This window comes from Bradyrhizobium sp. A5, assembly GCF_042076515.1.
Classification (GTDB): domain Bacteria; phylum Pseudomonadota; class Alphaproteobacteria; order Rhizobiales; family Xanthobacteraceae; genus Bradyrhizobium; species Bradyrhizobium cosmicum.
On sequence record NZ_CP148990.1, the window covers coordinates 6,884,879 to 6,907,486 of the forward strand.

At 64.4% G+C, this 22,608-nt stretch carries 20 protein-coding genes; 7 read left to right on the top strand and 13 right to left on the bottom strand.

Features of this window, described 5'->3' with window-relative positions; translation table 11 throughout:
• Nucleotides 1-74: 74 nt before the first annotated feature.
• A complete protein-coding gene (locus WHZ77_RS32550; RefSeq protein ID WP_375311664.1) occupies nucleotides 75-1,040 on the top strand; it encodes a tyrosine recombinase XerC in 966 nt (321 codons plus the stop codon).
• 100 nt (nucleotides 1,041-1,140) lie between these two features.
• Nucleotides 1,141-1,731 carry a DUF4337 domain-containing protein gene (locus WHZ77_RS32555; RefSeq protein ID WP_094890732.1) on the top strand — a complete coding sequence of 197 codons (591 nt, stop codon included), beginning with the start codon at nucleotides 1,141-1,143 and terminating at the stop codon, nucleotides 1,729-1,731.
• A gap of 177 nt (nucleotides 1,732-1,908) precedes the next feature.
• On the opposite strand, the gene WHZ77_RS32560 is transcribed toward WHZ77_RS32555, so the two are convergent.
• The 11 genes from WHZ77_RS32560 to WHZ77_RS32610 form a co-directional block, all read right to left on the bottom strand.
• Nucleotides 1,909-2,439: a hypothetical protein gene (locus tag WHZ77_RS32560; RefSeq protein WP_375311665.1), complete on the bottom strand. Its 531-nt coding sequence runs from the start codon at nucleotides 2,437-2,439 to the stop codon at nucleotides 1,909-1,911.
• A 34-nt stretch (nucleotides 2,440-2,473) separates the two neighbouring features.
• Nucleotides 2,474-3,874, bottom strand: coding sequence for a dihydrolipoyl dehydrogenase (gene lpdA, locus WHZ77_RS32565; protein ID WP_375311666.1), 1,401 nt, complete (start codon nucleotides 3,872-3,874; stop codon nucleotides 2,474-2,476).
• A gap of 56 nt (nucleotides 3,875-3,930) precedes the next feature.
• Entirely contained in the window at nucleotides 3,931-4,692 is a 762-nt protein-coding gene (locus tag WHZ77_RS32570) for an SDR family oxidoreductase (protein ID WP_375311667.1), read from the bottom strand.
• 55 nt (nucleotides 4,693-4,747) lie between these two features.
• Nucleotides 4,748-5,995 (bottom strand): 2-oxoglutarate dehydrogenase complex dihydrolipoyllysine-residue succinyltransferase, encoded by a 1,248-nt coding sequence (gene odhB / locus WHZ77_RS32575; RefSeq protein ID WP_375311668.1) that lies wholly within the window; start codon nucleotides 5,993-5,995, stop codon nucleotides 4,748-4,750.
• A gap of 182 nt (nucleotides 5,996-6,177) precedes the next feature.
• On the bottom strand, nucleotides 6,178-9,147 hold the full coding sequence (locus WHZ77_RS32580) for a 2-oxoglutarate dehydrogenase E1 component (protein WP_375311669.1): 2,970 nt from the start codon (nucleotides 9,145-9,147) through the stop codon (nucleotides 6,178-6,180).
• A 138-nt stretch (nucleotides 9,148-9,285) separates the two neighbouring features.
• Nucleotides 9,286-10,170 carry a succinate--CoA ligase subunit alpha gene (sucD, locus tag WHZ77_RS32585; protein WP_375311670.1) on the bottom strand — a complete coding sequence of 295 codons (885 nt, stop codon included), beginning with the start codon at nucleotides 10,168-10,170 and terminating at the stop codon, nucleotides 9,286-9,288.
• A gap of 34 nt (nucleotides 10,171-10,204) precedes the next feature.
• Nucleotides 10,205-10,684, bottom strand: coding sequence for a DUF1579 family protein (locus tag WHZ77_RS32590; protein WP_014439022.1), 480 nt, complete (start codon nucleotides 10,682-10,684; stop codon nucleotides 10,205-10,207).
• A 4-nt stretch (nucleotides 10,685-10,688) separates the two neighbouring features.
• Entirely contained in the window at nucleotides 10,689-11,885 is a 1,197-nt protein-coding gene (sucC, locus tag WHZ77_RS32595; protein ID WP_375311671.1) for an ADP-forming succinate--CoA ligase subunit beta, read from the bottom strand.
• 219 nt (nucleotides 11,886-12,104) lie between these two features.
• On the bottom strand, nucleotides 12,105-13,073 hold the full coding sequence (gene mdh, locus WHZ77_RS32600) for a malate dehydrogenase (protein ID WP_151646186.1): 969 nt from the start codon (nucleotides 13,071-13,073) through the stop codon (nucleotides 12,105-12,107).
• 259 nt (nucleotides 13,074-13,332) lie between these two features.
• The gene (gene zapE, locus WHZ77_RS32605; protein WP_375311672.1) at nucleotides 13,333-14,517 is read right to left on the bottom strand and encodes a cell division protein ZapE; all 1,185 of its coding nucleotides are present in this window, start codon (nucleotides 14,515-14,517) and stop codon (nucleotides 13,333-13,335) included.
• 160 nt (nucleotides 14,518-14,677) lie between these two features.
• Nucleotides 14,678-15,856, bottom strand: coding sequence for a Shedu immune nuclease family protein (locus WHZ77_RS32610; RefSeq protein ID WP_375311673.1), 1,179 nt, complete (start codon nucleotides 15,854-15,856; stop codon nucleotides 14,678-14,680).
• Between the two features lie 151 nt (nucleotides 15,857-16,007).
• On the opposite strand from WHZ77_RS32610, the gene WHZ77_RS32615 reads away from it, so the two are divergent.
• On the top strand, nucleotides 16,008-16,262 hold the full coding sequence (locus WHZ77_RS32615; RefSeq protein ID WP_375311674.1) for a type II toxin-antitoxin system VapB family antitoxin: 255 nt from the start codon (nucleotides 16,008-16,010) through the stop codon (nucleotides 16,260-16,262).
• Nucleotides 16,262-16,663: a type II toxin-antitoxin system VapC family toxin gene (locus WHZ77_RS32620; RefSeq protein WP_339029159.1), complete on the top strand. Its 402-nt coding sequence runs from the start codon at nucleotides 16,262-16,264 to the stop codon at nucleotides 16,661-16,663. Before WHZ77_RS32615 ends, WHZ77_RS32620 begins: the two co-directional genes overlap by 1 nt.
• 30 nt (nucleotides 16,664-16,693) lie before the next feature.
• Here the strand turns inward: WHZ77_RS32620 and thpR are convergent, their stop codons facing one another.
• On the bottom strand, nucleotides 16,694-17,230 hold the full coding sequence (thpR, locus tag WHZ77_RS32625; protein ID WP_143842465.1) for an RNA 2',3'-cyclic phosphodiesterase: 537 nt from the start codon (nucleotides 17,228-17,230) through the stop codon (nucleotides 16,694-16,696).
• A 174-nt stretch (nucleotides 17,231-17,404) separates the two neighbouring features.
• Nucleotides 17,405-18,049, bottom strand: coding sequence for an arylesterase (locus WHZ77_RS32630; RefSeq protein ID WP_375311675.1), 645 nt, complete (start codon nucleotides 18,047-18,049; stop codon nucleotides 17,405-17,407).
• Nucleotides 18,050-18,104: 55 nt separating this feature from the next.
• Here WHZ77_RS32630 and WHZ77_RS32635 point away from each other — a divergent pair, with 55 nt between their 5' ends.
• The 3 genes from WHZ77_RS32635 (at nucleotide 18,105) to WHZ77_RS32645 (ending at nucleotide 22,457) form a co-directional block, all read left to right on the top strand.
• Nucleotides 18,105-18,827, top strand: a complete 723-nt coding sequence (locus WHZ77_RS32635) for an ABC transporter ATP-binding protein (protein WP_014439015.1) — start codon at nucleotides 18,105-18,107, stop codon at nucleotides 18,825-18,827.
• Nucleotides 18,824-21,394 carry an ABC transporter permease gene (locus WHZ77_RS32640; protein ID WP_375311676.1) on the top strand — a complete coding sequence of 857 codons (2,571 nt, stop codon included), beginning with the start codon at nucleotides 18,824-18,826 and terminating at the stop codon, nucleotides 21,392-21,394. The genes WHZ77_RS32635 and WHZ77_RS32640 overlap by 4 nt, the downstream gene beginning before the upstream one ends.
• Nucleotides 21,395-21,665: 271 nt before the next feature.
• Nucleotides 21,666-22,457: a Bax inhibitor-1/YccA family protein gene (locus WHZ77_RS32645; RefSeq protein ID WP_014439013.1), complete on the top strand. Its 792-nt coding sequence runs from the start codon at nucleotides 21,666-21,668 to the stop codon at nucleotides 22,455-22,457.
• Nucleotides 22,458-22,608: the final 151 nt, after the last annotated feature.

The window sequence follows — 22,608 nt, forward strand, 5'->3', positions numbered from 1 at the left end:
CCACGGGCGCGCCTTAGCGAACAGTAAACGAGTGTGATGCGATATACTGAGTGGAATCACCACGTCCAGAGCGCATGAGCAAAGCGGCCGCCCCACCCCTCGAGCTCGCCAGCGCCGATCCCTCGATCGCGCAGGAAATGATACGCTGGCTGTCGCATCTCGGCGCCGAGCGGCGGCTGTCGCCGAAGACGCTGGAGGCCTATGCCCGCGACTTGCGGCAATGCCTGGATTTCCTCTGCGCGCATTGGGGCGAGCGCGTCACGCTGAAGCGGTTCGCCGCGCTGGAAGCCACCGATATCCGCGCCTTCATGGCGATGCGCCGCGCCGACGACATCGCCGGCCGCTCGCTGATGCGCGCGCTCGCGGGGCTGCGCTCGTTCGGCCGCTTCCTCGAGCGCGAGGGCAAAGGCAAGGTCGGCGCATTGTCGGCGATCCGCGCGCCCAAGATCGGAAAGAGCCTGCCAAAGCCGCTGCCGATGGCGTCGGCAAAGCGCCTGGCGGATGCCGACGAGCGTGCCGGCGAGGATCGCGAGAGCTGGATCCTGGCGCGCGACGCCGCGGTGATGGCGCTGCTGTACGGCTCGGGCTTGCGCATCTCCGAAGCGCTCGGGTTGAAGCGCCGCGAGGTGCCGCGGCCCGGCGAAGGCGACGTGCTGATCGTCACGGGTAAAGGCAACAAGACCCGCATGGTGCCGGTGCTGCAGAACGTGCTCGCACTGGTACAGGACTATGTTTCGATGTGCCCGTATCCGCTGCCCGCGGAGGGGCCGATCTTCCTCGGCGCGCGCGGCGGTCCGCTCAGTCCCCGCATCATCCAGCTCGCGATGGAGCGGCTGCGCGGCGCGCTCGGATTGCCCGATAGCGCCACGCCGCACGCGCTGCGGCATTCCTTTGCGACGCATCTGCTCTCGCGCGGCGGCGATCTTCGCGCGATCCAGGAATTGCTCGGCCATTCCTCGCTCTCGACCACGCAGATCTATACCGGCATCGATTCCGAGCGCCTGCTGGAAGTCTATGCCAGCGCGCATCCGCGGCGGTGAATCGCCGCTGCTTCCTGACACGAAGCTGTCATGGCAAGCATGCCTCTTGCGCGGTGCCTGCGGTTCGGTCAATCGTGGGGAACCGAACAGGAGGGAAATCATGAGCGCACATGAAAGCATGGAGCATGCCGAGCACGCCGAGCACGCGTCCGGCTCCAACAAGAAGATCGCCCTCCTGATCGCCGTGCTGGCGCTGTTCCTGGCGATCTCCGAGACGCTCGGCAAGGGCGCCCAGACCGAATCGATCAGCAAGAATGTCGAGGGCGCCAATCTCTGGGCGTTCTTCCAGGCCAAGAGCATTCGCCGCACGGTGGTGGTGACCGCGGCGGAGCAGGGCAAGCTGACGCTGGCTGGCACCACCGACGACGCCATGAAGGCCGTGGTGCAGAAGCAGATCGACGACTGGACCAAGACCGCGCAGCGCTACCGCTCCGAGCCCGAGACCGGCGAAGGCACCGAGCAGCTCGCCGAGAAGGCCAAGCATGCCGAGCACGAGCGCGACGAGGCCACCGCAAAGTACCATCACTTCGAGCTGGCGTCGGCCGCCTTCCAGATCGGCATCGTGCTGGCTTCGGCCACCATCATCACCGGCATGTTCGCACTCGCCTATGTCGCCGGCATCCTGACGCTGGGCGGCATCCTCATGACTGCGCTCGGCCTGTGGTGGCCGCATCTGCTGCATTTGCATTGAGGGGGGCGCAACGGCCGCGCCGTTAATCCCGTCATCCTGAGGTGCGAGCTATGCGGCGCGAAGCGACGCAGAGGGAGCCTCGAAGGATGCACGGCCGAGACGCAGCCAGGCCGTCGCCCTTCGAGGGCCGCTGAAGAAGCGGCCGCCTCAGGGTGACGGGGATAGAAGTGAAAGCACTCAGCGCGCTTCGTGCACGCTCTTGCGAAAGCGCTGGATCAGGCGGAGCGTGCGGGAGGACCAGCCTTCGCCGTTGCCGGAGATCAGCTCCCGGATGCGCCGCTTGATCGGGTCGACCAGCTCGGACGCCTTGGCCCGCAGCTTCAGCACGAGATCGTAGATCCGCTCGAACCAGCGCATCTCGAGCAGCTTGTCGCGCGTGACGTCGAACACGAAGGCGGTGACGCCGACGCCGACCATCTTGGCGAACAAGAACGTGGACATGCCGGTGAGCCAGTATTCATGCGTGAGCAGATACAGGCCGACCAGCTTGAGCGGAAACAGCGGAAGGATCGGCACCGCGAACACGATCAGCGTCATGGCCGGCGGGAGCGCATCGACACGCTCCGTCAGCCATTGCTTGAAGCGTGCGAGCGGAATGATTGCGACAATCCGCGCGACGATCGGTTCGAGATGGTCCCACAGCCAAGCTTCGATCAGGAAGATGATCGCCAGCAGGACCCAGACCGGTTGAAGTAGGCGGCGCAGCATATGTTGTCCCGCCCGATTCGGCTCGGCGCGTGGTCTACATATGGATGGCCCGCTTGCCGACTGCAAGCGCGGCTTCCTTGACGGCCTCGGAGCGGGTCGGATGCGCGTGGCAGGTCCGCGCGAGATCCTCCGCACTGCCGCCAAATTCCATGAGAACGCACGCTTCATGGATCATTTCACCAGCTTCGCGGCCGATAATGTGCACGCCGAGCACGCGATCGGTCTTCGCATCTGCGAGAATCTTCACAAAGCCGTCGGTGGTCTGGTTGACCTTGGAACGGCCGTTGGCGGTAAAGGGAAACTTTCCGACCGTATAAGCCACACCGGCCTGCTTCAGTTCCTCCTCGGTCTTGCCGACGGAGGACACTTCCGGCGTGGTATACACGACGCCTGGGATAACATCGTAGTTCACGTGGCCGGCCTGGCCTGCGATGATCTCCGCAACCGCAACGCCTTCATCCTCAGCCTTGTGCGCGAGCATCGGGCCCGCGACGACGTCGCCGATGGCATAGACGCCCTTCACGCTGGTGGCGAAGTGCGGATCGATCTGCACGCGGCCGCGGGGATCGAGCGCGACGCCGGCTTCCTTGAGGCCGAGACCATCGGTGTAGGGCACGCGGCCGATCGCGACGAGCACGACGTCGGCCTCTAACGTCTCGGCGGCGCCGCCGGCAGCAGGCTCGATCGTCGCCTTCAGCGTCTTGCCCGAGGTGTCGACGGCGGTGACTTTCGCCCCGAGCTTGAACGCAAAGCCCTGCTTCTCCAGGATGCGCTGGAATTGCTTGGCGATCTCGCCGTCCATGCCGGGCAGGATGCGATCGAGGAATTCGACGACGACGACTTCGGCACCGAGACGATGCCAGACCGAGCCGAGCTCGAGGCCGATCACGCCGGCGCCGACGATCAGGAGCTTGCCGGGGACCTTGTCGAGCGACAGCGCGCCGGTCGACGACACGATGCGCTTCTCGTCGATCTCGATGCCCTTGAGGCGCGCGATGTCCGAGCCGGTGGCGATCACGATGTTCTTGGTCTCGACGACCTGCGACTTGCCGTCGGCGGAGACTTCGACCTTGCCGGTCCCTAAGATCTTGCCGGTGCCCTTGAGCACGTCGATCTTGTTCTTCTTCATCAGGAACTCGACGCCCTTGACGTTGCCGTCGATGCCCTGCTGCTTGAAGTTCATCATCGCCGGCAATTCGAGCTTCGGCGCGGAAACCGACACGCCCATCTTGGCGAAGGAATGCCCGGCTTCCTCGAACATTTCGGACGCGTGCAGCAGCGCCTTCGACGGCATGCAGCCGACATTGAGGCAGGTGCCGCCGAGCGTGGCGTTCTTTTCCACCACGGCGACTTTCATGCCGAGCTGGGCCGCGCGCACCGCGCAGACATAACCGCCAGGTCCGGTGCCGATGACGACGAGATCGTAGGATGCCATGAGAGAAAGTCCCGTAAGTTTTGCGTGAGAGGACGTGTCAGCGTCCGCGCGGCGCGTCAGCGTCCGCCGGACACATCGAGCGTGGCAGCGGTGATGTAGGACGCCTCGTCCGACATCAGCCAAATGATGGCGTTGGCAATCTCGTCGGCGGTGCCGACGCGTTTCATCGGCACCATATGCGCCAGGCGATGGTGCCGGTCGGGCTCGCCGCCGGAGGCGTGAATTTCGGTATCGATCAGGCCGGGGCGAATGCCCGCAACGCGAATGCCTTCGTTTGCGACCTCATAGCCGAGGCCGGTGGTGAAGGAATCGATCGCGCCCTTGGACGCGGCATAGTCGACATACGTGTTGGGCGCGCCGAGCTTGGCCGCGACCGACGACAGGTTGACGATGACGCCACCCTTGCCGCCATGCTTGGTCGACATCCGCTTCACGGCCTCGCGCGCGCAGAGGATGGAGCCGGTGACATTGACCGCCATGACGCGCTGGATGCGCTCGGCTGACATCTCGTCAACGCGCACGCCGCTTGTACCGACAATGCCGCCATTGTTGACCAGCGCGCCGAGCGTGCCGAACTTGTCGGCTTGCTTGAACAGGTCGACGATGTCGCGTTCCTCGGCGACATCGCATTTTACCGCGATGGCCTTGCCGTTGCTGGCCTCGATCAGGCCGACGACCTCGTCGGCGGCCTTCTTGTTGCTGGCATAGCCGACCACGACCCGGTAGCCGCGCGCGGCCGCCGCAATCGCGGTCGCACGACCGATGCCGCGGCTGCCGCCGGTGATGACAACGACTTTATCCGTCACGCGCGCCTCCATGGTTCGACACGCGCCGTCGCGCCAAAGGGCGACGGCGCTCGCAAAGCACTAGGGATCAGAGATCGAGCACCAGACGCGCCGGATCTTCCAGGCTTTCCTTGACGCGCACCAGGAAGGTCACGGCTTCCTTGCCGTCGATGACGCGATGATCGTAGGACAGCGCCAGATACATCATCGGGCGGACCTCGACCTTGCCGCCGATCACCATCGGCCGCTCCTGGATCTTGTGCATGCCGAGGATGCCGGACTGCGGTGCGTTCAGGATCGGGGTCGACATCAGCGAGCCGTAAATGCCGCCATTGGTGATGGTGAATGTGCCGCCCTGCATCTCGTCGATCTTGAGCTGGCCGTCACGGGCGCGGCGGCCGAAATCGGCGATGCCCTTCTCGATGTCGGCGATCGACTTGTTGTCGCAGTCGCGCACGACCGGGACGACGAGGCCTTTGTCGGTGCCGACGGCAACGCCGATGTGGTAGTAGTTCTTGTAGATCAAATCGGTGCCGTCGATCTCGGCGTTGACGGCCGGGATGTCCTTCAGGCCCTGCACGACGGCCTTGGTGAAGAAGCCCATGAAGCCGAGCTTGCTGCCGTGCTTCTTCTCGAATGCATCCTTGTAGTGCGCGCGCAGCGCCATGACGTTGGTCATGTCGACCTCGTTGAAGGTCGTGAGCATCGCGGCGGTGTTCTGGACGTCCTTGAGCCGGCGCGCGATGGTCTGGCGCAGCCGGGTCATCTTGACGCGCTCTTCGCGGGCGGCGTCATCGGCCGGCGAGGCGGTGCGAACCTGCACTGCGGCGGCGGGCTGATTGACCGGGGTCGGAGCTGAGGCCGCGCGCTCGATCGCGGCAAGCATGTCGCCCTTGGTGACGCGGCCGTCCTTGCCGGAGCCCGGCACGGTCGAGGCATCGACGCCGGTCTCGGCCGACAGCTTGCGCACGGACGGGGCGAGCGGCGCGTCGGCCGGCGGCGCCTTCGGCGCCACGGGGGCAGGCGCGGGAGCAGCCGCAGCCGCAGGAGCAACAGCGGCCGGCTTGGCGGGCGCAGCGGCGGGCTTTGCAGCGCCGGCGGCACCTTCCGTGATCTGGCCCAGCAGCGCGCCGACCGCGACGGTCGTGCCATCGGCGGCGATGATCTCGCTCAACGTGCCGGCGGAGGGTGCCGGGACTTCGATGGTGACCTTGTCGGTCTCGAGCTCCACCAAGGGCTCGTCGACGGCGACGGCATCGCCGGCCTTCTTGAACCAGCGGCCGATGGTGGCCTCGGTGACGGATTCGCCGAGCGTCGGCACACGAATTTCAGTCATGGTCTTTTCCTTAAGGAGATCGCCAATGCGGTCGTGAATTTTCAGGTGTCATCGGCGAGCGAAAATCTCGGCCATCCCGCAAACCGGACGTTCGTACTCGGCACGGACGTCGCGGCGTACTGGATGCCCCGCTCCAGTGCGCAAGTACGCACAAGGCGGGGCATGACGCAGTTCAAAAAAGTTCAGCTCAGTGCTTCGTCCAGGAACGCCTTCAACTGCGCCTGATGCTTGGACATCAGACCAGTGGCGGTCGCGGCGGAAGCGGCGCGACCGACATAACGCGGACGCCGGCTGACGCCGTTCACCTGGTTCAGCACCCATTCCAGATACGGCTCGATGAAGTGCCACGCACCCATGTTGCGCGGCTCTTCCTGGCACCAGATCACTTCCGCCTTCTTGAAGCGGGACAGCTCAGCCACCAGCGCCTTCAACGGCACCGGATAGAGCTGCTCGACGCGCATCAGGTAGATGTCGTCGATGCCGCGCTTCTCGCGCTCCTCGTAGAGGTCGTAATAGACCTTGCCGGAGCACAGCACGATGCGGCGGATCTTCTCGTCGGGGACGAGCTTGACCGCCTCGCTCGGAAGCATCTGGGCGTCATCATACAGGATGCGGTGGAACGTCGTGCCCTTGGCGAGCTCCTCGAGACGCGAGACCGCCCGCTTGTGACGCAGCAGCGACTTCGGCGTCATCACGATCAGCGGCTTGCGGATCTCGCGATGCAGCTGGCGGCGCAGCACGTGGAAGTAATTCGCCGGCGTGGTCGGGTAGACCACCTGCATGTTGTCTTCGGCGCACATCTGCAGATAGCGCTCGAGACGCGCCGAGGAGTGCTCCGGTCCCTGGCCCTCATAGCCGTGCGGCAAGAGGCAGACGAGACCGGACATGCGCAGCCATTTGCGCTCGCCCGAGGAGATGAACTGGTCGAACACGACCTGCGCGCCGTTGGCGAAGTCGCCGAACTGGGCTTCCCACAGCGTCAGCGTGTTCGGCTCGGCGAGCGAGTAGCCGTATTCGAAGCCGAGCACGGCCTCTTCCGACAGCAGCGAGTTGATGACCTCGTAATGGCCCTGCTCGTTGCCGAGATGGTTGAACGGCGTGTAGCGGCTCTCGTCTTCCTGGTCGATCAGGACCGAGTGGCGCTGCGAGAAGGTGCCGCGCTCCGAATCCTGGCCCGACAAGCGGACGTGGTGGTTCTCGTTGAGAAGCGTGCAGAACGCCAGCGCCTCGCCGGTCGCCCAGTCGATTCCCGTGCCGCCGTCGATCGCCTTGGAGCGGTTTTCGAGGAAGCGCTGGATGGTGCGGTGGACGCGGAAACCGTCCGGCACCTTGGTGATCTTGCGGCCGATGTCCTTCAGGACCGGCAGGTCGACGCCGGTGACACCGCGACGCGCGTCCTCTTCCTGGTCTGCGATCTTGAAGCCGGCCCATTTGCCGTCGAGCCAGTCGGCCTTGTTCGGCTTGTAGGAGGTGCCGGCCTCGAACTCGGCATCGAGCCGGGCGCGCCAGTCGGCCTTGGCCTTGTCGACTTCGCCCTGGGTCATCACGCCTTCGCTGACGAGGCGCCGGGAATAGAGCTCGAGCGTGGACGGATGGGCCGCGATCTTCTTGTACATCACCGGCTGGGTGAAAGCCGGCTCGTCGCCCTCGTTATGGCCATGCCTGCGATAGCAGAACATGTCGATGACGACGGGCTTGTGGAATTTCTGCCGGAACTCGGTCGCGACCTTGGCCGCGAACACGACGGCCTCCGGATCGTCGCCGTTCACGTGGAAGATCGGCGCATCGATCATCTTCGCCACATCCGACGGATAGGGCGAGGAGCGCGAGTAGCGCGGATAGGTGGTGAAGCCGATCTGGTTGTTGACGATGAAGTGCACGGAGCCGCCGGTGCGGTAGCCCTTCAGGTCCGACAGGCCGAAGCATTCCGCGACCACGCCCTGGCCCGCGAACGCGGCGTCGCCGTGCATCAGCAGCGGCATCACCGAGATGCGCTGGTCCGGCGGATCGCCGTGCTGGTCCTGCTTGGCGCGGACTTTTCCGAGCACCACGGGATCGACGATCTCGAGATGCGAGGGGTTGGCGGTGAGCGACAGATGGATGCGGTTGCCGTCGAACTCGCGGTCCGAGGACGCGCCGAGATGGTACTTGACGTCGCCCGAGCCTTCGACCGCGTCAGGGTTGGCCGAGCCGCCCTTGAACTCGTGGAACAGCGCGCGATGGGCCTTGCCCATCACCTGCGTCAGCACGTTGAGGCGGCCGCGATGCGGCATGCCGAGCACGACTTCCTTCACGCCGAGATTGCCGCCGCGCTTGATGATCTGCTCGAGCGCGGGGATCAGCGCTTCACCGCCGTCGAGGCCGAAGCGTTTGGTGCCGGTGAACTTGGTGTCGCAGAACTTCTCGAAGCCTTCGGCTTCGACCAGCTTCATCAGGATCGCGCGGCGGCCTTCGCGGGTGAACGAGATTTCCTTGTCCAGCCCCTCGATGCGCTCCTGGATCCAGGCCTTCTGCGCGGCGTTGCTGATGTGCATGAACTCGACGCCGAGCGTCTGGCAGTAGGTGCGCTCGCAAAGTGCGGTGATCTCGCGCAAGCTGGCGTATTCGAGACCGAGCACGTGATCGAGGAAGATCTTGCGGTCGAAATCGGCTTCGCTGAAGCCGTAGGTGCGCGGGTCAAGCTCCTCGCGATTGCGCGGAGCTTCGATGCCGAGCGGATCGAGCTTGGCGTGGAAGTGGCCGCGCATGCGATAGGAGCGGATCAGCATCAAGGCGCGGACGGAGTCGCGCGTGGCCTGCAGCAGGTCGGCGGAGGAGAAATCAGCCCCCTTGTCGCCTCCCTTGGCCTGCGCCTTGGCGGCGATCTTGGCGCCAACCGCCTTCTCGACTTCGGCCCAGTTGCCGTCGAGGGCGGAGGTCAGGTCGTCCTGCGGGGTCAGCGGCCAGTTGGCGCGTTCCCAGGACGGGCCCTGGGCATTCTTGCGGACGTCGTCCGGCTGGTCTTTCAGGCTCTTGAAGAACTCCTGCCACTCGGCGTCGACCGAGGACGGGTCCTTCTCGTAGCGGGCGTAGATTTCGTCGATGTAGGTGGCGTTGGTGCCCTGCAAAAATGATGACAAGGCAAAGGCTGCGTTCGCGTCCTGGCGAGACATACTTGAGTTCCTGGCGATTTCGGTTCGCGCATAACAAACGGCGCTGGCGCCGAGCTCCCCCGGCAGAGGCTCGACGCGACAGGCACCCTTTACCCTATTTGCTGCGAAACTTCGCCCGGAAAAGCACGAAGGAGTGAATTAGCTCTTCAATTTTTCGGCAAGCGTGTGACCGAGGCGGGCGGGAGACGGGGACACTGTAATCCCTGCCGATTTCATCGCGTCGGTCTTGGAACCGGCATCGCCCTTGCCGCCCGAAATGATCGCGCCGGCATGACCCATGCGGCGGCCGGGAGGTGCGGTCACGCCGGCGATGAAACCGACCATCGGCTTCTTGCGGCCGCGCTTGGCCTCGTCCTTGAGGAACTGGGCGGCGTCTTCCTCGGCGGAACCGCCAATCTCACCGATCATGATGATCGATTCGGTCTTGGGGTCCGCGAGCAGCATTTCCAGCACGTCGATGAACTCGGTTCCCTTGACCGGGTCGCCGCCGATGCCGACCGCGGTGGTCTGGCCGAGGCCCTCCTGGGAGGTCTGGAACACTGCTTCATAGGTCAGCGTGCCGGAGCGGGAGACGATGCCGACGGAGCCGGTCTTGAAGATGTTGGCGGGCATGATGCCGATCTTGCATTCGCCGGCGGTCATGACGCCCGGGCAGTTCGGCCCGATCAGACGGGATTTGGAGCCGGACAGCGAACGCTTGACGCGCACCATGTCGAGCACCGGAATGCCTTCGGTGATGCAGACGATCAGCGGGATCTCGGCGTCGATCGCTTCGCAGATCGCATCGGCCGCACCCGGCGGCGGCACATAAATCACCGACGCGTCAGCGCCGGTCTTCTCGCGCGCCTCGCGAACGGTGTCGAACACCGGCAGGCCCAGATGGGTCGAGCCGCCTTTGCCCGGCGAGGTGCCGCCGACCATCTTGGTGCCGTAGGCAATCGCGGCCTCCGAGTGGAAGGTGCCGTTCTTGCCGGTGAAGCCCTGGCAGATGACCTTGGTGTTCTTGTCGATCAGGATGGACATGAGGTCTGCTTTCGCGAAACTAACGAGTGAGAGGTCAGTGGATGCGGCGGTAGACGCCGGTGAGCACGTCGGCCCAGCCTTCCGCGTCCGGCGAGAACTGGATCTTCAACGAATAGGAATTGTCGTCGATGATTTCGTAGACGTGGCGCGCATTGCCGCGCAGCGAGCCGCGCACCAGCGTCAGGGTCTTGCCGACCCACCCGCCGGAGGCGGGCGATGGCGGCGTGTAGCCGAGCGAATCGTACCAGAACAATTTGTAGGTCCGGTCGTCGCGGTCGTAGGTGAAGAGGCCGTGGGTGGCGAAGCTCTGCTTGCCACCGCGCATCTGGATTGCATCCTGGATCAGATAGAATCCGTTGAGGTCCATGCGCGCGTGGACGTGAGAGGTGGCGGGGCCGCCCTCCGTCCAGCGCGAGGGGAAGACCACCTCTTCACCGTCCCATTCGCCAGCGAACGCGGCGAGACGCGCGTGCTCTGCAAGCGGGGACGATGCGGCGAGATGGTCCTGGGTCATGGCCTCAGCCTCCCTTGACGGCCTTCACGATCTTCTGCGCGGCGTCATCGAGATTGTCGGCCGGCACCACGTTCAGGCCGGATTCATTGATGATCTTCTTGCCAAGCTCGACATTGGTGCCTTCGAGGCGGACCACCAGCGGCACGCTGAGGCCGACCTCGCGCACGGCGGCGGTGACGCCCTCGGCGATCACGTCGCACTTCATGATGCCGCCGAAGATGTTGACCAGGATGCCCTTCACATTGGGATCGGCGGTAATGATCTTGAACGCGGCCGCGACTTTTTCCTTGCTGGCGCTACCGCCGACGTCGAGGAAGTTCGCCGGCGCCATGCCGTAGAGCTTGATGATGTCCATCGTCGCCATGGCGAGACCGGCGCCATTGACCATGCAGCCGATGTTGCCGTCGAGCGTGACGTAGTTGAGGTCGTGTTTCGACGCCTCGATTTCCTTGGCGTCTTCCTCGGTCTCGTCGCGCAGCGCGAGCACGTCGGGATGACGGAACAACGAATTGTCGTCGAACGACACCTTGGCGTCGAGCACGCGGAGCTGGCCCTGCTTGGTCACGACCAGCGGGTTGATTTCCAGCATCGCCATGTCCTTGGCGACGAAGGCCGCGTAGAGCTGCGCGGTGAGCTTCTCGGCCTGCTTGGCGAGGTCGCCCGTGAGCTTCAGCGCGTTGGCGACGGTGCGGCCGTGATGGCCCATGATGCCGGTCGCGGGATCGATCGAGAAGGTGACGATCTTCTCAGGGCTGTTGTGCGCGACGTCCTCGATGTTGACGCCGCCTTCGGTCGACACCACGAACGAAACGCGCGAGGTCTCGCGGTCGACCAGGATCGAGAGATAGAATTCCTTGTCGATGTCGGAGCCGTCCTCGATGTAGAGGCGGTTGACCTGCTTGCCGGCGGGGCCGGTCTGGATCGTCACCAGCGTGGCGCCGAGCATCTGCTTGGCGAATTCGGTGACCTCGGCGGCCGACTTGGCGATGCGGACGCCGCCCTTGTCGCCGGCGGAGGCTTCCTTGAACTTGCCCTTGCCGCGGCCACCGGCATGGATCTGGCTCTTCACCACCCAGACCGGGCCCGGGAGCGCCTTGGCGGCGGCTTCCGCATCAGCCGCCTTCAGGACCGGAACGCCCTTGGAGATCGCCACGCCGAACTCGTTGAGCAGCGCTTTGGCCTGATATTCATGGATATTCATATGGTCGCTCCCTGAACCCGCGGGCGGTGACCTCGGAGGCCCACCTCAGTCTTGTGTCTGGCATACCATATACCACAAGAACTGCAACCCGGATTCTCTGACATCGAGATCTCTGGACTTTCGAACCGGAACCCGCCCAGCCTTGAACAAGGTTTGGCGGGCCCCGGAAATGAAACCGCCGAAGACCGTTTTTCGATCTTCGGCGGGATTGTTTGCGCCTTAGCGGCCGAGAAGGTCGGGGGCGATCTTCCTGCAGGCGTCTACCAGGCCCTGCACCGCGCCGACCGACTTGTCGAAGGCCTCGCGGTCCTTGCCGGCGAGCTCAATCTCGACGACGCGCTCGACGCCCTTGGAGCCGATCACGACGGGCACGCCGACATACATGTCCTTCACGCCGTATTCGCCGTTGAGGTAGGCGGCGCTGGGCAGCACGCGCTTCTTGTCACGCAGATAGCTCTCGGCCATCGCGATCGCGGAGGCCGCCGGCGCGTAGAAGGCCGAGCCGGTCTTGAGCAGGTTGACGATCTCGGCGCCGCCGTTGCGGGTGCGATCGACGATCTCGTCGAGGCGCGCCTGCGAGGTCCAGCCCATCTTGACGAGGTCGGGCAGCGGGATGCCGGCGACGGTGGAATACTTCACCAGCGGCACCATGGTGTCGCCGTGGCCGCCGAGCACGAAGGCGGTGACGTCTTCGACCGAGACGTTGAACTCGTCGGCCAGGAAGTAGCGGAAGCGCGCCGAATCCAGCACGCCGGCCATGCCGACGACCTTCTTGTGCGGCAGGCCCGAGGCCTTCTGCAGCGCCCAGACCATCGCGTCGAGCGGGTTGGTGATGCAGATGACGAAGGCGTCGGGGGCGTACTTCTTGATGCCGGCGCCGACCTGCTCCATGACCTTGAGGTTGATGGAGAGGAGGTCGTCGCGGCTCATGCCGGGCTTGCGCGGCACGCCGGCGGTGACGATGCAGACCTTGGCGTTGTCGAGCGCCTCGTAGGAGTTGGCGCCGGTGTAGTGGGCGTCGAAACCGTCGACCGGCGAGGACTGCGCGATGTCGAGCGCCTTGCCCTGCGGCACGCCCTCGGCGATGTCGAACATCACGACGTCGCCGAGTTCTTTCAGGCCGATGAGGTGAGCCAGCGTTCCGCCGATCTGACCGGAGCCAATCAAAGCAATCTTGTCGCGCGCCATGTGAACCTGTCCTCTAGACATCCAGGAGGGAAAACTGAGTGGGTGGTTATCCCTTTCGCTTTCCCCGTTCAAGTCGCCGGATGCCCAATTGTCGAGCTTGCCGAGATGGGAGCCAGCACACCCCGGCCGTCATTCCGGGATGCGCCGATAGGCGCAGGCCCGGAATCCATCGGGCGGCAGAGTTAGCGGCGCGATGGATTCCGGGCTCGCGACTTCGTCGCGCCCCGGAACGACACCGGAGAAAATGGTGAAATAGGACTTAAGTCTCCACGAGACCCTTGGTCGAGCCGCTGGCGGTGGAATCCTTGCGGCCGTGAGGCAGCGCCAGATAGGATTCCGAGCTCATTTCGATCAGGCGCGAGGCCGTCCGCTTGAACTCGTTGGCTTCGTTGCCCTCGTGGGCGAGGTACAGCGAGATCGGGTTGGCATCGGCCGAGGCCATCAGCTTCACGGCATTGTCATAGAGCGCGTCGATCAGCGTGATGAAGCGCTTGGCGGAATTGCGCTGGGAGACGTCCATCACTGGAATATGGTCGACCAGGATGGTGTGATAGTCGTGCGCCAGCCTGAGGTAATCAGATGCGCCGAGCGGCTTCTCGCACAGATCAGCGAACGAGAACCGCGCCACGCCATGGGCCGAGCACGGCACGTGCAGGATGCGGCCTTTGATCAGAATATCGCGCGACTTGCATCTGGCGCCGCCCGACATCCTCGACCAGGCGCGGTCGAGCGCGGCGTCCGCATCGCTGTCGGCCGGCGTCAGCCACATCGGCACGCCCTGAAGCTTCTCCAGCCGGAAGTCGGTGCGCGCATCGAGCCGCGCCACGTCCATGTGGTCGGTGATCTGCTTGATGAAGGGCAGGAACAGCGAACGGTTCAAGCCGCCCTTGTAGAGATCGTCCGGTGCGACGTTGGAGGTCGCGACCACCACGGTGCCGAGCTCGAACAGCTTTGCGAACAGGCGACCGAGGATCATCGCGTCGGCGATGTCGGTGACGTGGAATTCGTCGAAGCAGAGCAGCCAGCTCTCCTCGAAGATCGCGGTCGCGGTCAGTGCGATGACGTCGCCATCGGCGATCTCGCCGCGCGAGATGCCCTGGCGATAGTCGTAGATGCGCTCGTGCACATCGGCCATGAATTCGTGGAAATGCGCGCGGCGCTTGTGCTCGACAGTGGAGTGCTGGAAGAACAGGTCCATCAGCATGGTCTTGCCGCGGCCGACCTCGCCATGGATGTAGAGCCCGCGCGGCGCCTCGTCCTTGTCGCTGCTGAACAGGCGCGCGAGCAGGCCCTGCTTGCGCTGCGGCTTGTAATTCGCGAGCCGCTGGTCGAGCGCCGTATAGGCCTCGGCGACCTCGGCCTGTGCGGCATCGGGCTCGATCGCGCCGGAGGCGATCTCGGCCTGGTATGCCTCGCGGAATGTGGAACTGGGGGTGGAGAGCATGGCCCTTTACCGCCAGAGACCGGCGGAAATTGCAAGGTGGGAATTGATGTAGGCGCTATGCGTTTCCTTTCCCCCTCGCGATTGATTTCAGGACAATCATATTCGGCCTATGGCCCTCCATATCTGATCACAGCTCGATACGAGCGTCTCTGGTTAGGGATCACGAGGCCGTCCCGACAGCGTTATTGTGCTCAGTTTCAACGATGAAGCGGGCGCGTTCATAGAGTTCATCAAATGTGATGATTTCAGGCCGAATCAGATTCCGGCGGTACATTTCGAACGAGCGAAATTTTCTCTCGTTGATGCCGTGTTCTGCCTGAAACTCACCAAGGTTGCCGCAGATTACGAATGATCGAGGCTCCGTCGTGAACAGGGTTTCTCCGGTCGGGTTGCCATCCGTGCCCATGATCGTTTCGCGCGCCTGCCATAGCCCGAGGGCAGCCGACACCGTTCCCTGTATCTGGGCGACGGCTCCCGACAATTCTTTGGACGGTTGCCACACGCCGGCGCGGTAGCTGCTCTCCGCGACAAGGTCTGTATTGTGACGCTTAATTTCCACAAAGCAGGTCGTGCTCAGTATCGCGTGTGATTTCAGCAATGCATCAACGCGTTTGCCCGGCCCGGTGAGATCGAACCCTCGCACAGCCTGTTCGAGCTTGCGTTCATCCAACGGGCCAAACGAGATCAGCGACAAGCCGCAGCCAAAAATCCACGGATTAGCCTCGAAAAATTTCTGCCAAACGTCTTCAGGACCTTTTGGATGCTGGCGCAGGGCCTCTTCGAAGTACGAAGGCTCGGTCAGCAACCGTTTGAAAATACGCAACTGGTTGCGCCGATAGCCAAGCGCGACGATATCCTCGCTGGTAACCTCAGTGCGCGCCAGAGCCGCCAGCAATTCCTGATGGTCAGTGGCGAGCCGCTTTATCTGGGCGGGGCTGAGGAGAAGCTCCTCTAGGTCGGAACCCGTGACGTTGATCTTTCCTTCGTTTGGAAAGTGGATGCGCTTGATGTTGGAGAGGAATTTCAGAAGCGTTGCGACCTCGGCTGGTAGCAAGGTGAAATATTCGCGCGCCCGGCCACTACCAGTGAATTTCTGAATGGTAACGGTGCGGAATGAGCGATCATCCTCGATGAAGGTCGCCTTTATTTGGAGCCGGCCAGCCGGGGTGTTGCGGAGAACAACTTCATCTTTGACGGTGGTAAATTCGTAGGCCTCGCCGCCGTCTATTTTGTTGGCTATCCGAAGCCGTTGGCCGCTCAAGGTCGGAAAGGAAGGACCAACGTAGGTCTTGTCGGACCTGCTTCGCAGATGGATGGTGAGTTCGTCGGGGTCTTCCATGCGCATTTCCTCCCGCAGGAAGCAGTTTACCGGAGCCCTACGATTCGGCGTTGATGACCAGCTCTGAACCGCATGTTCTACATATGTTTCAACTGTATCCGCGCCTGGATAGGAGGTAGAAGACACCTAAATAGGAACCAAGGAACCTTACATGGCTCTAAGTATCAAGGACCCGGAAACCGAGCAGTTGGCGCGGAGCTTGGCGCAATTGACCGGCGAGAACATCACGACCGCGACCAAGCGAGCCATCGAGGAGCGATTGCGCCGGCTCGGCGGTCAAACTCGCAAAGACACGCTGCTGGAAGACATGGCCGAGATCAGGCGACGCTGGAGCGAGATGCAAGTCGTGGACGACCGCATGCCGGAGCAGATTCTCGGATACGACGAGCACGGACTGCCGCGCTGATGGTGATCGACACATCGGCGATCGTTGCAATCGCACTCAATGAAGCCGATGCAGCAGAGATCGAGCAGCAGATCGCAGACGATCCGGTCCGGCTGGTCTCTGCCGCAACCGTGCTCGAAACCACGATGGTGATCGAAACGCGGATGGGTGACGCGGGAGGTCGCGAGTTCGACCTTTGGCTACTCAAGATCGGCGCCGAGATTGTCCCGGTCGACGCAGAACAAACCGATGCGGCCCGGCGCGCCTGGCGGCGCTATGGGAAGGGACGTCACGTTGCGGCCCTGAACTATGGCGACTGCTTCTCCTATGCGCTGGCGATTACGCGCAGCGAGCCGCTGTTGTTCAAGGGCGCGGACTTCGCGAAGACAGACGTCGCTCGCCCTGGCGTGGCGCCGCGATAACGACGCGACAAGCCGGAGCGCGATGAAGACTCACTCACACAGCTCGTAGGCATCCTCGACCACGTACGGGCCGCCGCCGGTCGAGGCTCGCGACGAGAACAGCACGAAGCGTTCGGCCGTGAATGCCTTGCTCGGGAAGTAGCCGCGCAGCGAGAGATAGTCGGCGACGTCACGGTCGGTGGCGTCGTGCAGCCGGGCCAGCGTGACATGCGGGATGAACTTGCGCCCCTCCGGGTCGAGTCCGATCCGCTGCATCATGCGTTCGAGCTCGGCCTGCAATTCGATCAGCGGCTTGCTCGGCGCGATGGTGGCGACCACCGCGCGCGGCTTGCGGCCGCCGAAGCTCGTCAGCCCCTGCACCTTCACCTCGAACGGCTTGCGGTTGACGCGAAACAGCATCGAGGCGATCTCGTTGGCGGACATGCCGTCGATATCGCCGATGAAGCGCAGGGTGACGTGATAATTTTCGGGATCGATCCAGCGGGCGCCGGGAAGGCCGCCCCGCAAATTGGAAAGCGTCTGGCCGACCTCGGCCGGAATTTCCAGACCTGTGAACAAACGCGGCATCGTTTCGTACTCCCGATGCTTGGGCATGACCCCTGGGAAGGATCATATCCAAATTTTAGAGCCGGCGACGAATCACCGGTACCCTGATTCCTATCGCGTTTGTGTGACTCTGCGAAGCACGACCCGTGAACTCACGGGATAACCCTTGGGGTTAGGGTTAGCGCTGCCTGCTTTTCAACTCCGTTGCTCGCTTATGGTGCGCAAAAATGCCTCGGTGGTGGGCATGATGTTGCCAACGATGATGTCGACGCCTGCCGCGGTCGGATGAATGCCGTCGGCCTGGTTGAGCTTGGCGTCGGCGGCGACACCGTCGAGGAAGAACGGATAGAGTGGCACGTCGAATTTTTTCGCCAGATCAGGATAGATCGAATTGAAGCGCGCAGCGTATTCGGCGCCGTAATTCGGCGGCGCCAGCATGCCGCACAGCATCACCGCAATCCTGCGCGCCTTGAGACGCGTGACGATGTCGGTCAGCGCGGCACGCGTCAAATCGGGATCGATGCCGCGCAGCGCGTCGTTGGCGCCGAGCTCGATGATCACGCCCTCGGTTCCATCAGGCACCGACCAGTCGAGCCGGTCGCGGCCGCCGGAGGAAGTATCGCCGGACACCCCGGCATTCGTCATGTCGACGGCTATGCCTTTGGCCTGCAAGGCTTTTTGGAGCTTCGTGGGGAATGCCTCCTGGGCCGGGAGGCCGAGGCCGGCACTCAAGGAATCGCCGAGGACCACGAGCTTGATCGGTTTGGCGGCCGGCTGTGCTTGTGCCGACGCTGTCGTCGCAATTGTCATCAAAGCGAGCATCAACACGGCTATGTGCATGAACAATCCGTAACGCCTCTCGACCGCGCTATCGGAGTTGCCATATGACCGGACCATGGACACTCGCATCGAATCCTCTTCGCTCGCCGGCACCACGCCGGACACCATCGCCATCTCCAACGTCAATCTCTCATTGGGAACGGGGGCGGCACGCGTTCACATCCTCAAGGATATCAGCTTGCGCGTCGGCTCGGGCGAGACGATCGGCCTGATCGGCCCGTCAGGCTCGGGCAAATCCACGCTGCTGATGGTGATGGCGGGGCTGGAGCGTCCTGATAGCGGAGAGGTGGTGGTCAATGGCACGCCTTTCAATGCCCTCGACGAGGACGCGCTCGCCCGCTTCCGCGGCCGCCAGGTCGGCATCGTCTTCCAGTCCTTCCATCTGATCCCGACCATGACGGCGCTGGAGAACGTCGCCGTGCCGCTCGAGCTTGCCGGCAATCCCGATGCCGCCAGGCGCGCGGCGCAGGAGCTGCAATCAGTCGGGCTCGGCGACCGCCTGCATCATTATCCGACCCAGCTCTCCGGCGGCGAGCAGCAGCGCGTCGCGCTCGCCCGCGCGCTGGCGCCCGATCCCGCCATCCTCGTCGCCGACGAGCCGACCGGCAATCTCGACGAGACCACGGGAAAACAGATCGTTGACCTGCTGTTCGGCAAGCATGCCGAGCGCGGCATGACGCTGGTGTTGGTCACGCACGATTCCTCGCTCGCGCATCGCTGCGACCGCGTGATCCGGCTGCGCTCCGGGCGCATCGACACACAGTCTGCGCCGGCATGAGCGCTGCTGTCGAACCGTTCGCGCGGCCGAGCGGCGTCGCGCTATCGCTGCGTTACGCGTTGCGCGAATTGCGCGGCGGCCTGCGCGGCTTCTATGTCTTCATCGCCTGCATCGCGCTCGGCGTGATGGCGATCGCCGGCGTCGGCTCGGTGTCGGCAAGCCTCAGCGACGGTCTCGCCCGCGAAGGCCGCACGCTGCTCGGCGGCGATGTCTCCTTCGTGCTGTTCCAGCGCGAGGCCAAGCCCGAGGAGGTCGCCTTCCTGCGCTCCCGCGGCGCCGTTTCCGCCGCCGCCACCCTGCGCGGCATGGCGCGCGCGGCCGACGGCCAGCTGGCGCTGGTCGAGATGAAGGCCGTCGACGACACCTATCCGATGCTCGGACAGTTGACGCTGGCGCCGCCACTGCCGATGTCCGAGATTCTCGCGGAGCGCGACGGCGCGTTCGGCGCGGCCGCCGATCCGACCCTTCTCGCCCGCCTCTCCCTCAAGACCGGCGACCGCGTCACCATTGGCTCGGCGACGTTCCAGATCCGCAGCGCGGTTGAGGCCGAGCCGGACAAGCTCGCCGGCGGCATCGGCTTCGGACCGCGCTTCCTGATCAGCGAGGCGGGCCTGCGCGCCACCGGCCTGATCCAGCCCGGCAGCCTGGTGCGCTGGGTCTACCGGGTGAAACTGCCCGATACCGCCAACAGCGAGCGCGCCACCGACGCCTTCATCGCGGACGCGCGCAACGCCGCGCCGCAGGCTGGCTGGGAAATCCGCAGCCGCTCCAATGCCTCGCCGCAGCTCGAGCGCAACATCAGCCGCTTCACGCAGTTTTTGACGCTGGTCGGCCTCGCCGCGCTGCTGGTCGGCGGCGTCGGCGTCGCCAATGCCGTGAAGAGCCATATCGACCGCAAGCTCGAGGTGATCGCGGCGTTCAAGGCGGTCGGCGCGACGGGGCGCGACGTGTTCGGCATTTATCTGGCGCAGGTCATCCTGCTCGCCGCGATCGGCTCGGTGATCGGCCTGGCGCTCGGCGCGGCGATGCCGTTCGCCATCGTCGGATTGTTCGGCAAGCTGCTGCCGCTACCGGTGGTGGCGGCGGTGCATGCCGACGAGCTCGCGCTGTCCTTCGTCTATGGCATCCTGACCGCGCTGGCCTTCGGCCTGTGGCCGCTCGGGCGCGTGCACGACGTGCCGGTGGCCGCGCTATTCCGCGACACCATCAGCTCGGATTGGCACCGGCCGCGCTGGAGCTACCTGGTCTTCATGGCCGTCGTGGTCGCGCTGCTGATCGCGGTCGTGATCGGCCTCTCCTTCGACAAGCGGATCGCCGCGGTGTTCGTGGCCTCCTCCGTCGTCGTGTTCGCCCTGCTCCGCGGCATCGCCGCGCTGCTAATGACGATCGCGCGGCGGCTGCCGCGGACGCGGCTGCCGATGCTGCGGCTTGCGATCGCCAACATCCACCGGCCGGGCGCGCTGACGCCCTCCGTCGTGCTGTCGCTGGGGCTCGGGCTCGCCGTGCTCGTCACCATCACGCAGATCGACGGCAATCTGCGCCGGCAGTTTCTCGCGGCCCTGCCCGATCAGGCGCCGTCGTTCTTCTTCATCGACATCCCGAGCACGCAGGCCGCCGAGTTCGACGGCTATCTGCGCCGGATCGCGCCCGGTGCGAAGGTCGAGGACGTCCCGATGCTGCGCGGGCGGATCGTCGGAGCGCGCGGGTTGCGCGCCGAAGAGCTCAAGCCGACCACCGATTCGGAGTGGGTGCTGCAGAGCGACCGCGGCCTGACCTATACCGCCGAGCTGCCGAAGGGCTCCAAGGTGGTCGAGGGCGAATGGTGGCGCGCCGACTATTCCGGCCCGCCGCTGGTCTCGATGGAGAAGAAGATCGCCGACGGCCTCGGCCTGAAGCTCGGCGACGAGGTCGTGGTCAACGTGCTCGGCCGCGACATTCCCGCCAAAATCGGCAATCTGCGCACCATCGACTGGCAGGGGCTCGGCATCAATTTCGTGCTGGTGTTCTCGCCGAACGCCTTCAAGGGCGCGCCGCACACCCATATTGCGACCCTGACGGAATCCGGCGGCACTGCCGCGGGCGACGGCAAGATCATCAAGCAGGTCGCCGACGCCTATCCGATGGTGACGAGCGTGCGCGTGCGCGAGGTGATGGAGACGGTCGGCGCGGTCGTGACCAATCTGGCGCTCGCGATCCGCGGCGCCAGCGCCGTGACCCTGATCTCGGCGATCCTGGTGCTGGGCGGGGCGCTCGCCGCCGGCCATCGCCACCGGGTCTATGATGCGGTGATCCTGAAGACCCTGGGAGCGACCCGGCTGCGCCTGCTCGGCGCCTACGCCCTCGAATACCTCCTGATCGGGCTCGCGACCGCGGTGTTCGGCGTGATCGCCGGCAGCGTCGCGGCCTGGATGATCGTGACGCGGCTGATGACGCTGACGTTCGTCTGGCAGGCCGGCAGCGCGGCCGGCGTGGTCGCGGCCGCCCTCATCGTCACGGTCGGGCTTGGGCTCGCCGGCACGCTCCTGGCGTTGAACAAAAAGCCCGCCACGGTGTTGCGCAATTTGTGACAAATGGTAGCGGCTGGCCTTGTGGGAGCGAAATCGCACGATTCCTGCGATTAACCACGTCCGCTCGCCGAGATTGCAGGAGAGGGCGACATTCAGCCGCGCGTGGACCGTTGCGGCGAATGTGTTAGTTTCCCACATATCGAGTGGGTTCGGAGCCCCGATTGTGAGCCAAATTTAATGACGGCCCACAGCGGTATCCGAGATAGAATTTGACGAACCGGCGGCATGGCGACCCTCGTGCCGGACCGGACCAACCAATGGGAATTCGACCATGTCGGACCTAGACCGTAACTACGCTTCTCCTTTCGGCAGGGCCGCCGGGCGTGTTGACGCCGCGACGGTCGATGCCGGCCTGCGCGCCTACATGCTGCGCATCTACAATTACATGAGCATTGGCCTGGCCATCACCGGCCTGGCCGCGCTCGGCGTCTACATGGCCGCCGTGACCGACGTTCCGACCCCGGAAGCCGTCCGCGTCGGCAAGCTGTTCCTGACGCCGTTCGGCTACGCGATGTTCGTCAGCCCCCTGAAGTGGCTGTTCATGCTCGCGCCGCTCGCCATGGTGTTCGTGATCTCGGCAGGCATCAACCGCCTGGCCCCGTCGACCGCCCAGATCCTGTTCTGGGTGTTCGCGGCGCTGATGGGCATCTCGCTGTCCTCGATCTTCCTGGTGTTCACGCACACCTCGATCGTTCGGGTGTTCTTCATCACGGCAGCGACCTTCGGCGCGCTCAGCCTCTATGGCTACACCACCAAGCGTGATCTCACCGGGATGGGCTCGTTCCTGTTCATGGGCTTGATCGGCATCATCCTCGCGAGCCTGGTCAACCTGTTCCTGGCGAGCACGATGCTGCAGTTCATCGTCTCGGTGGTCGGCGTGCTGGTGTTCGCGGGCCTCACCGCCTGGGATACCCAGCGGCTGAAGAACGACTACATCTACGGCTACGCTTCGGCCGGCGGCGACATCGCAGAGCGTGCGGCCATCACCGGCGCACTGTCGCTCTACCTGAACTTCATCAACCTGTTCACGCTGCTGCTGCAGCTCCTCGGCCAGCGCGACTAAGCGCCAGCCTGAGAGAACGGACACGAACCCCGGCCGAGAGGCCGGGGTTTTTGTTTGGGCCGGGCGCGGCCACAAGCGACCGTCATTGCGAGGAGCTCTTGCGACGAAGCAATCCAGAGTCCCTCCGCGGACGCATTTCTGGATTGCTTCG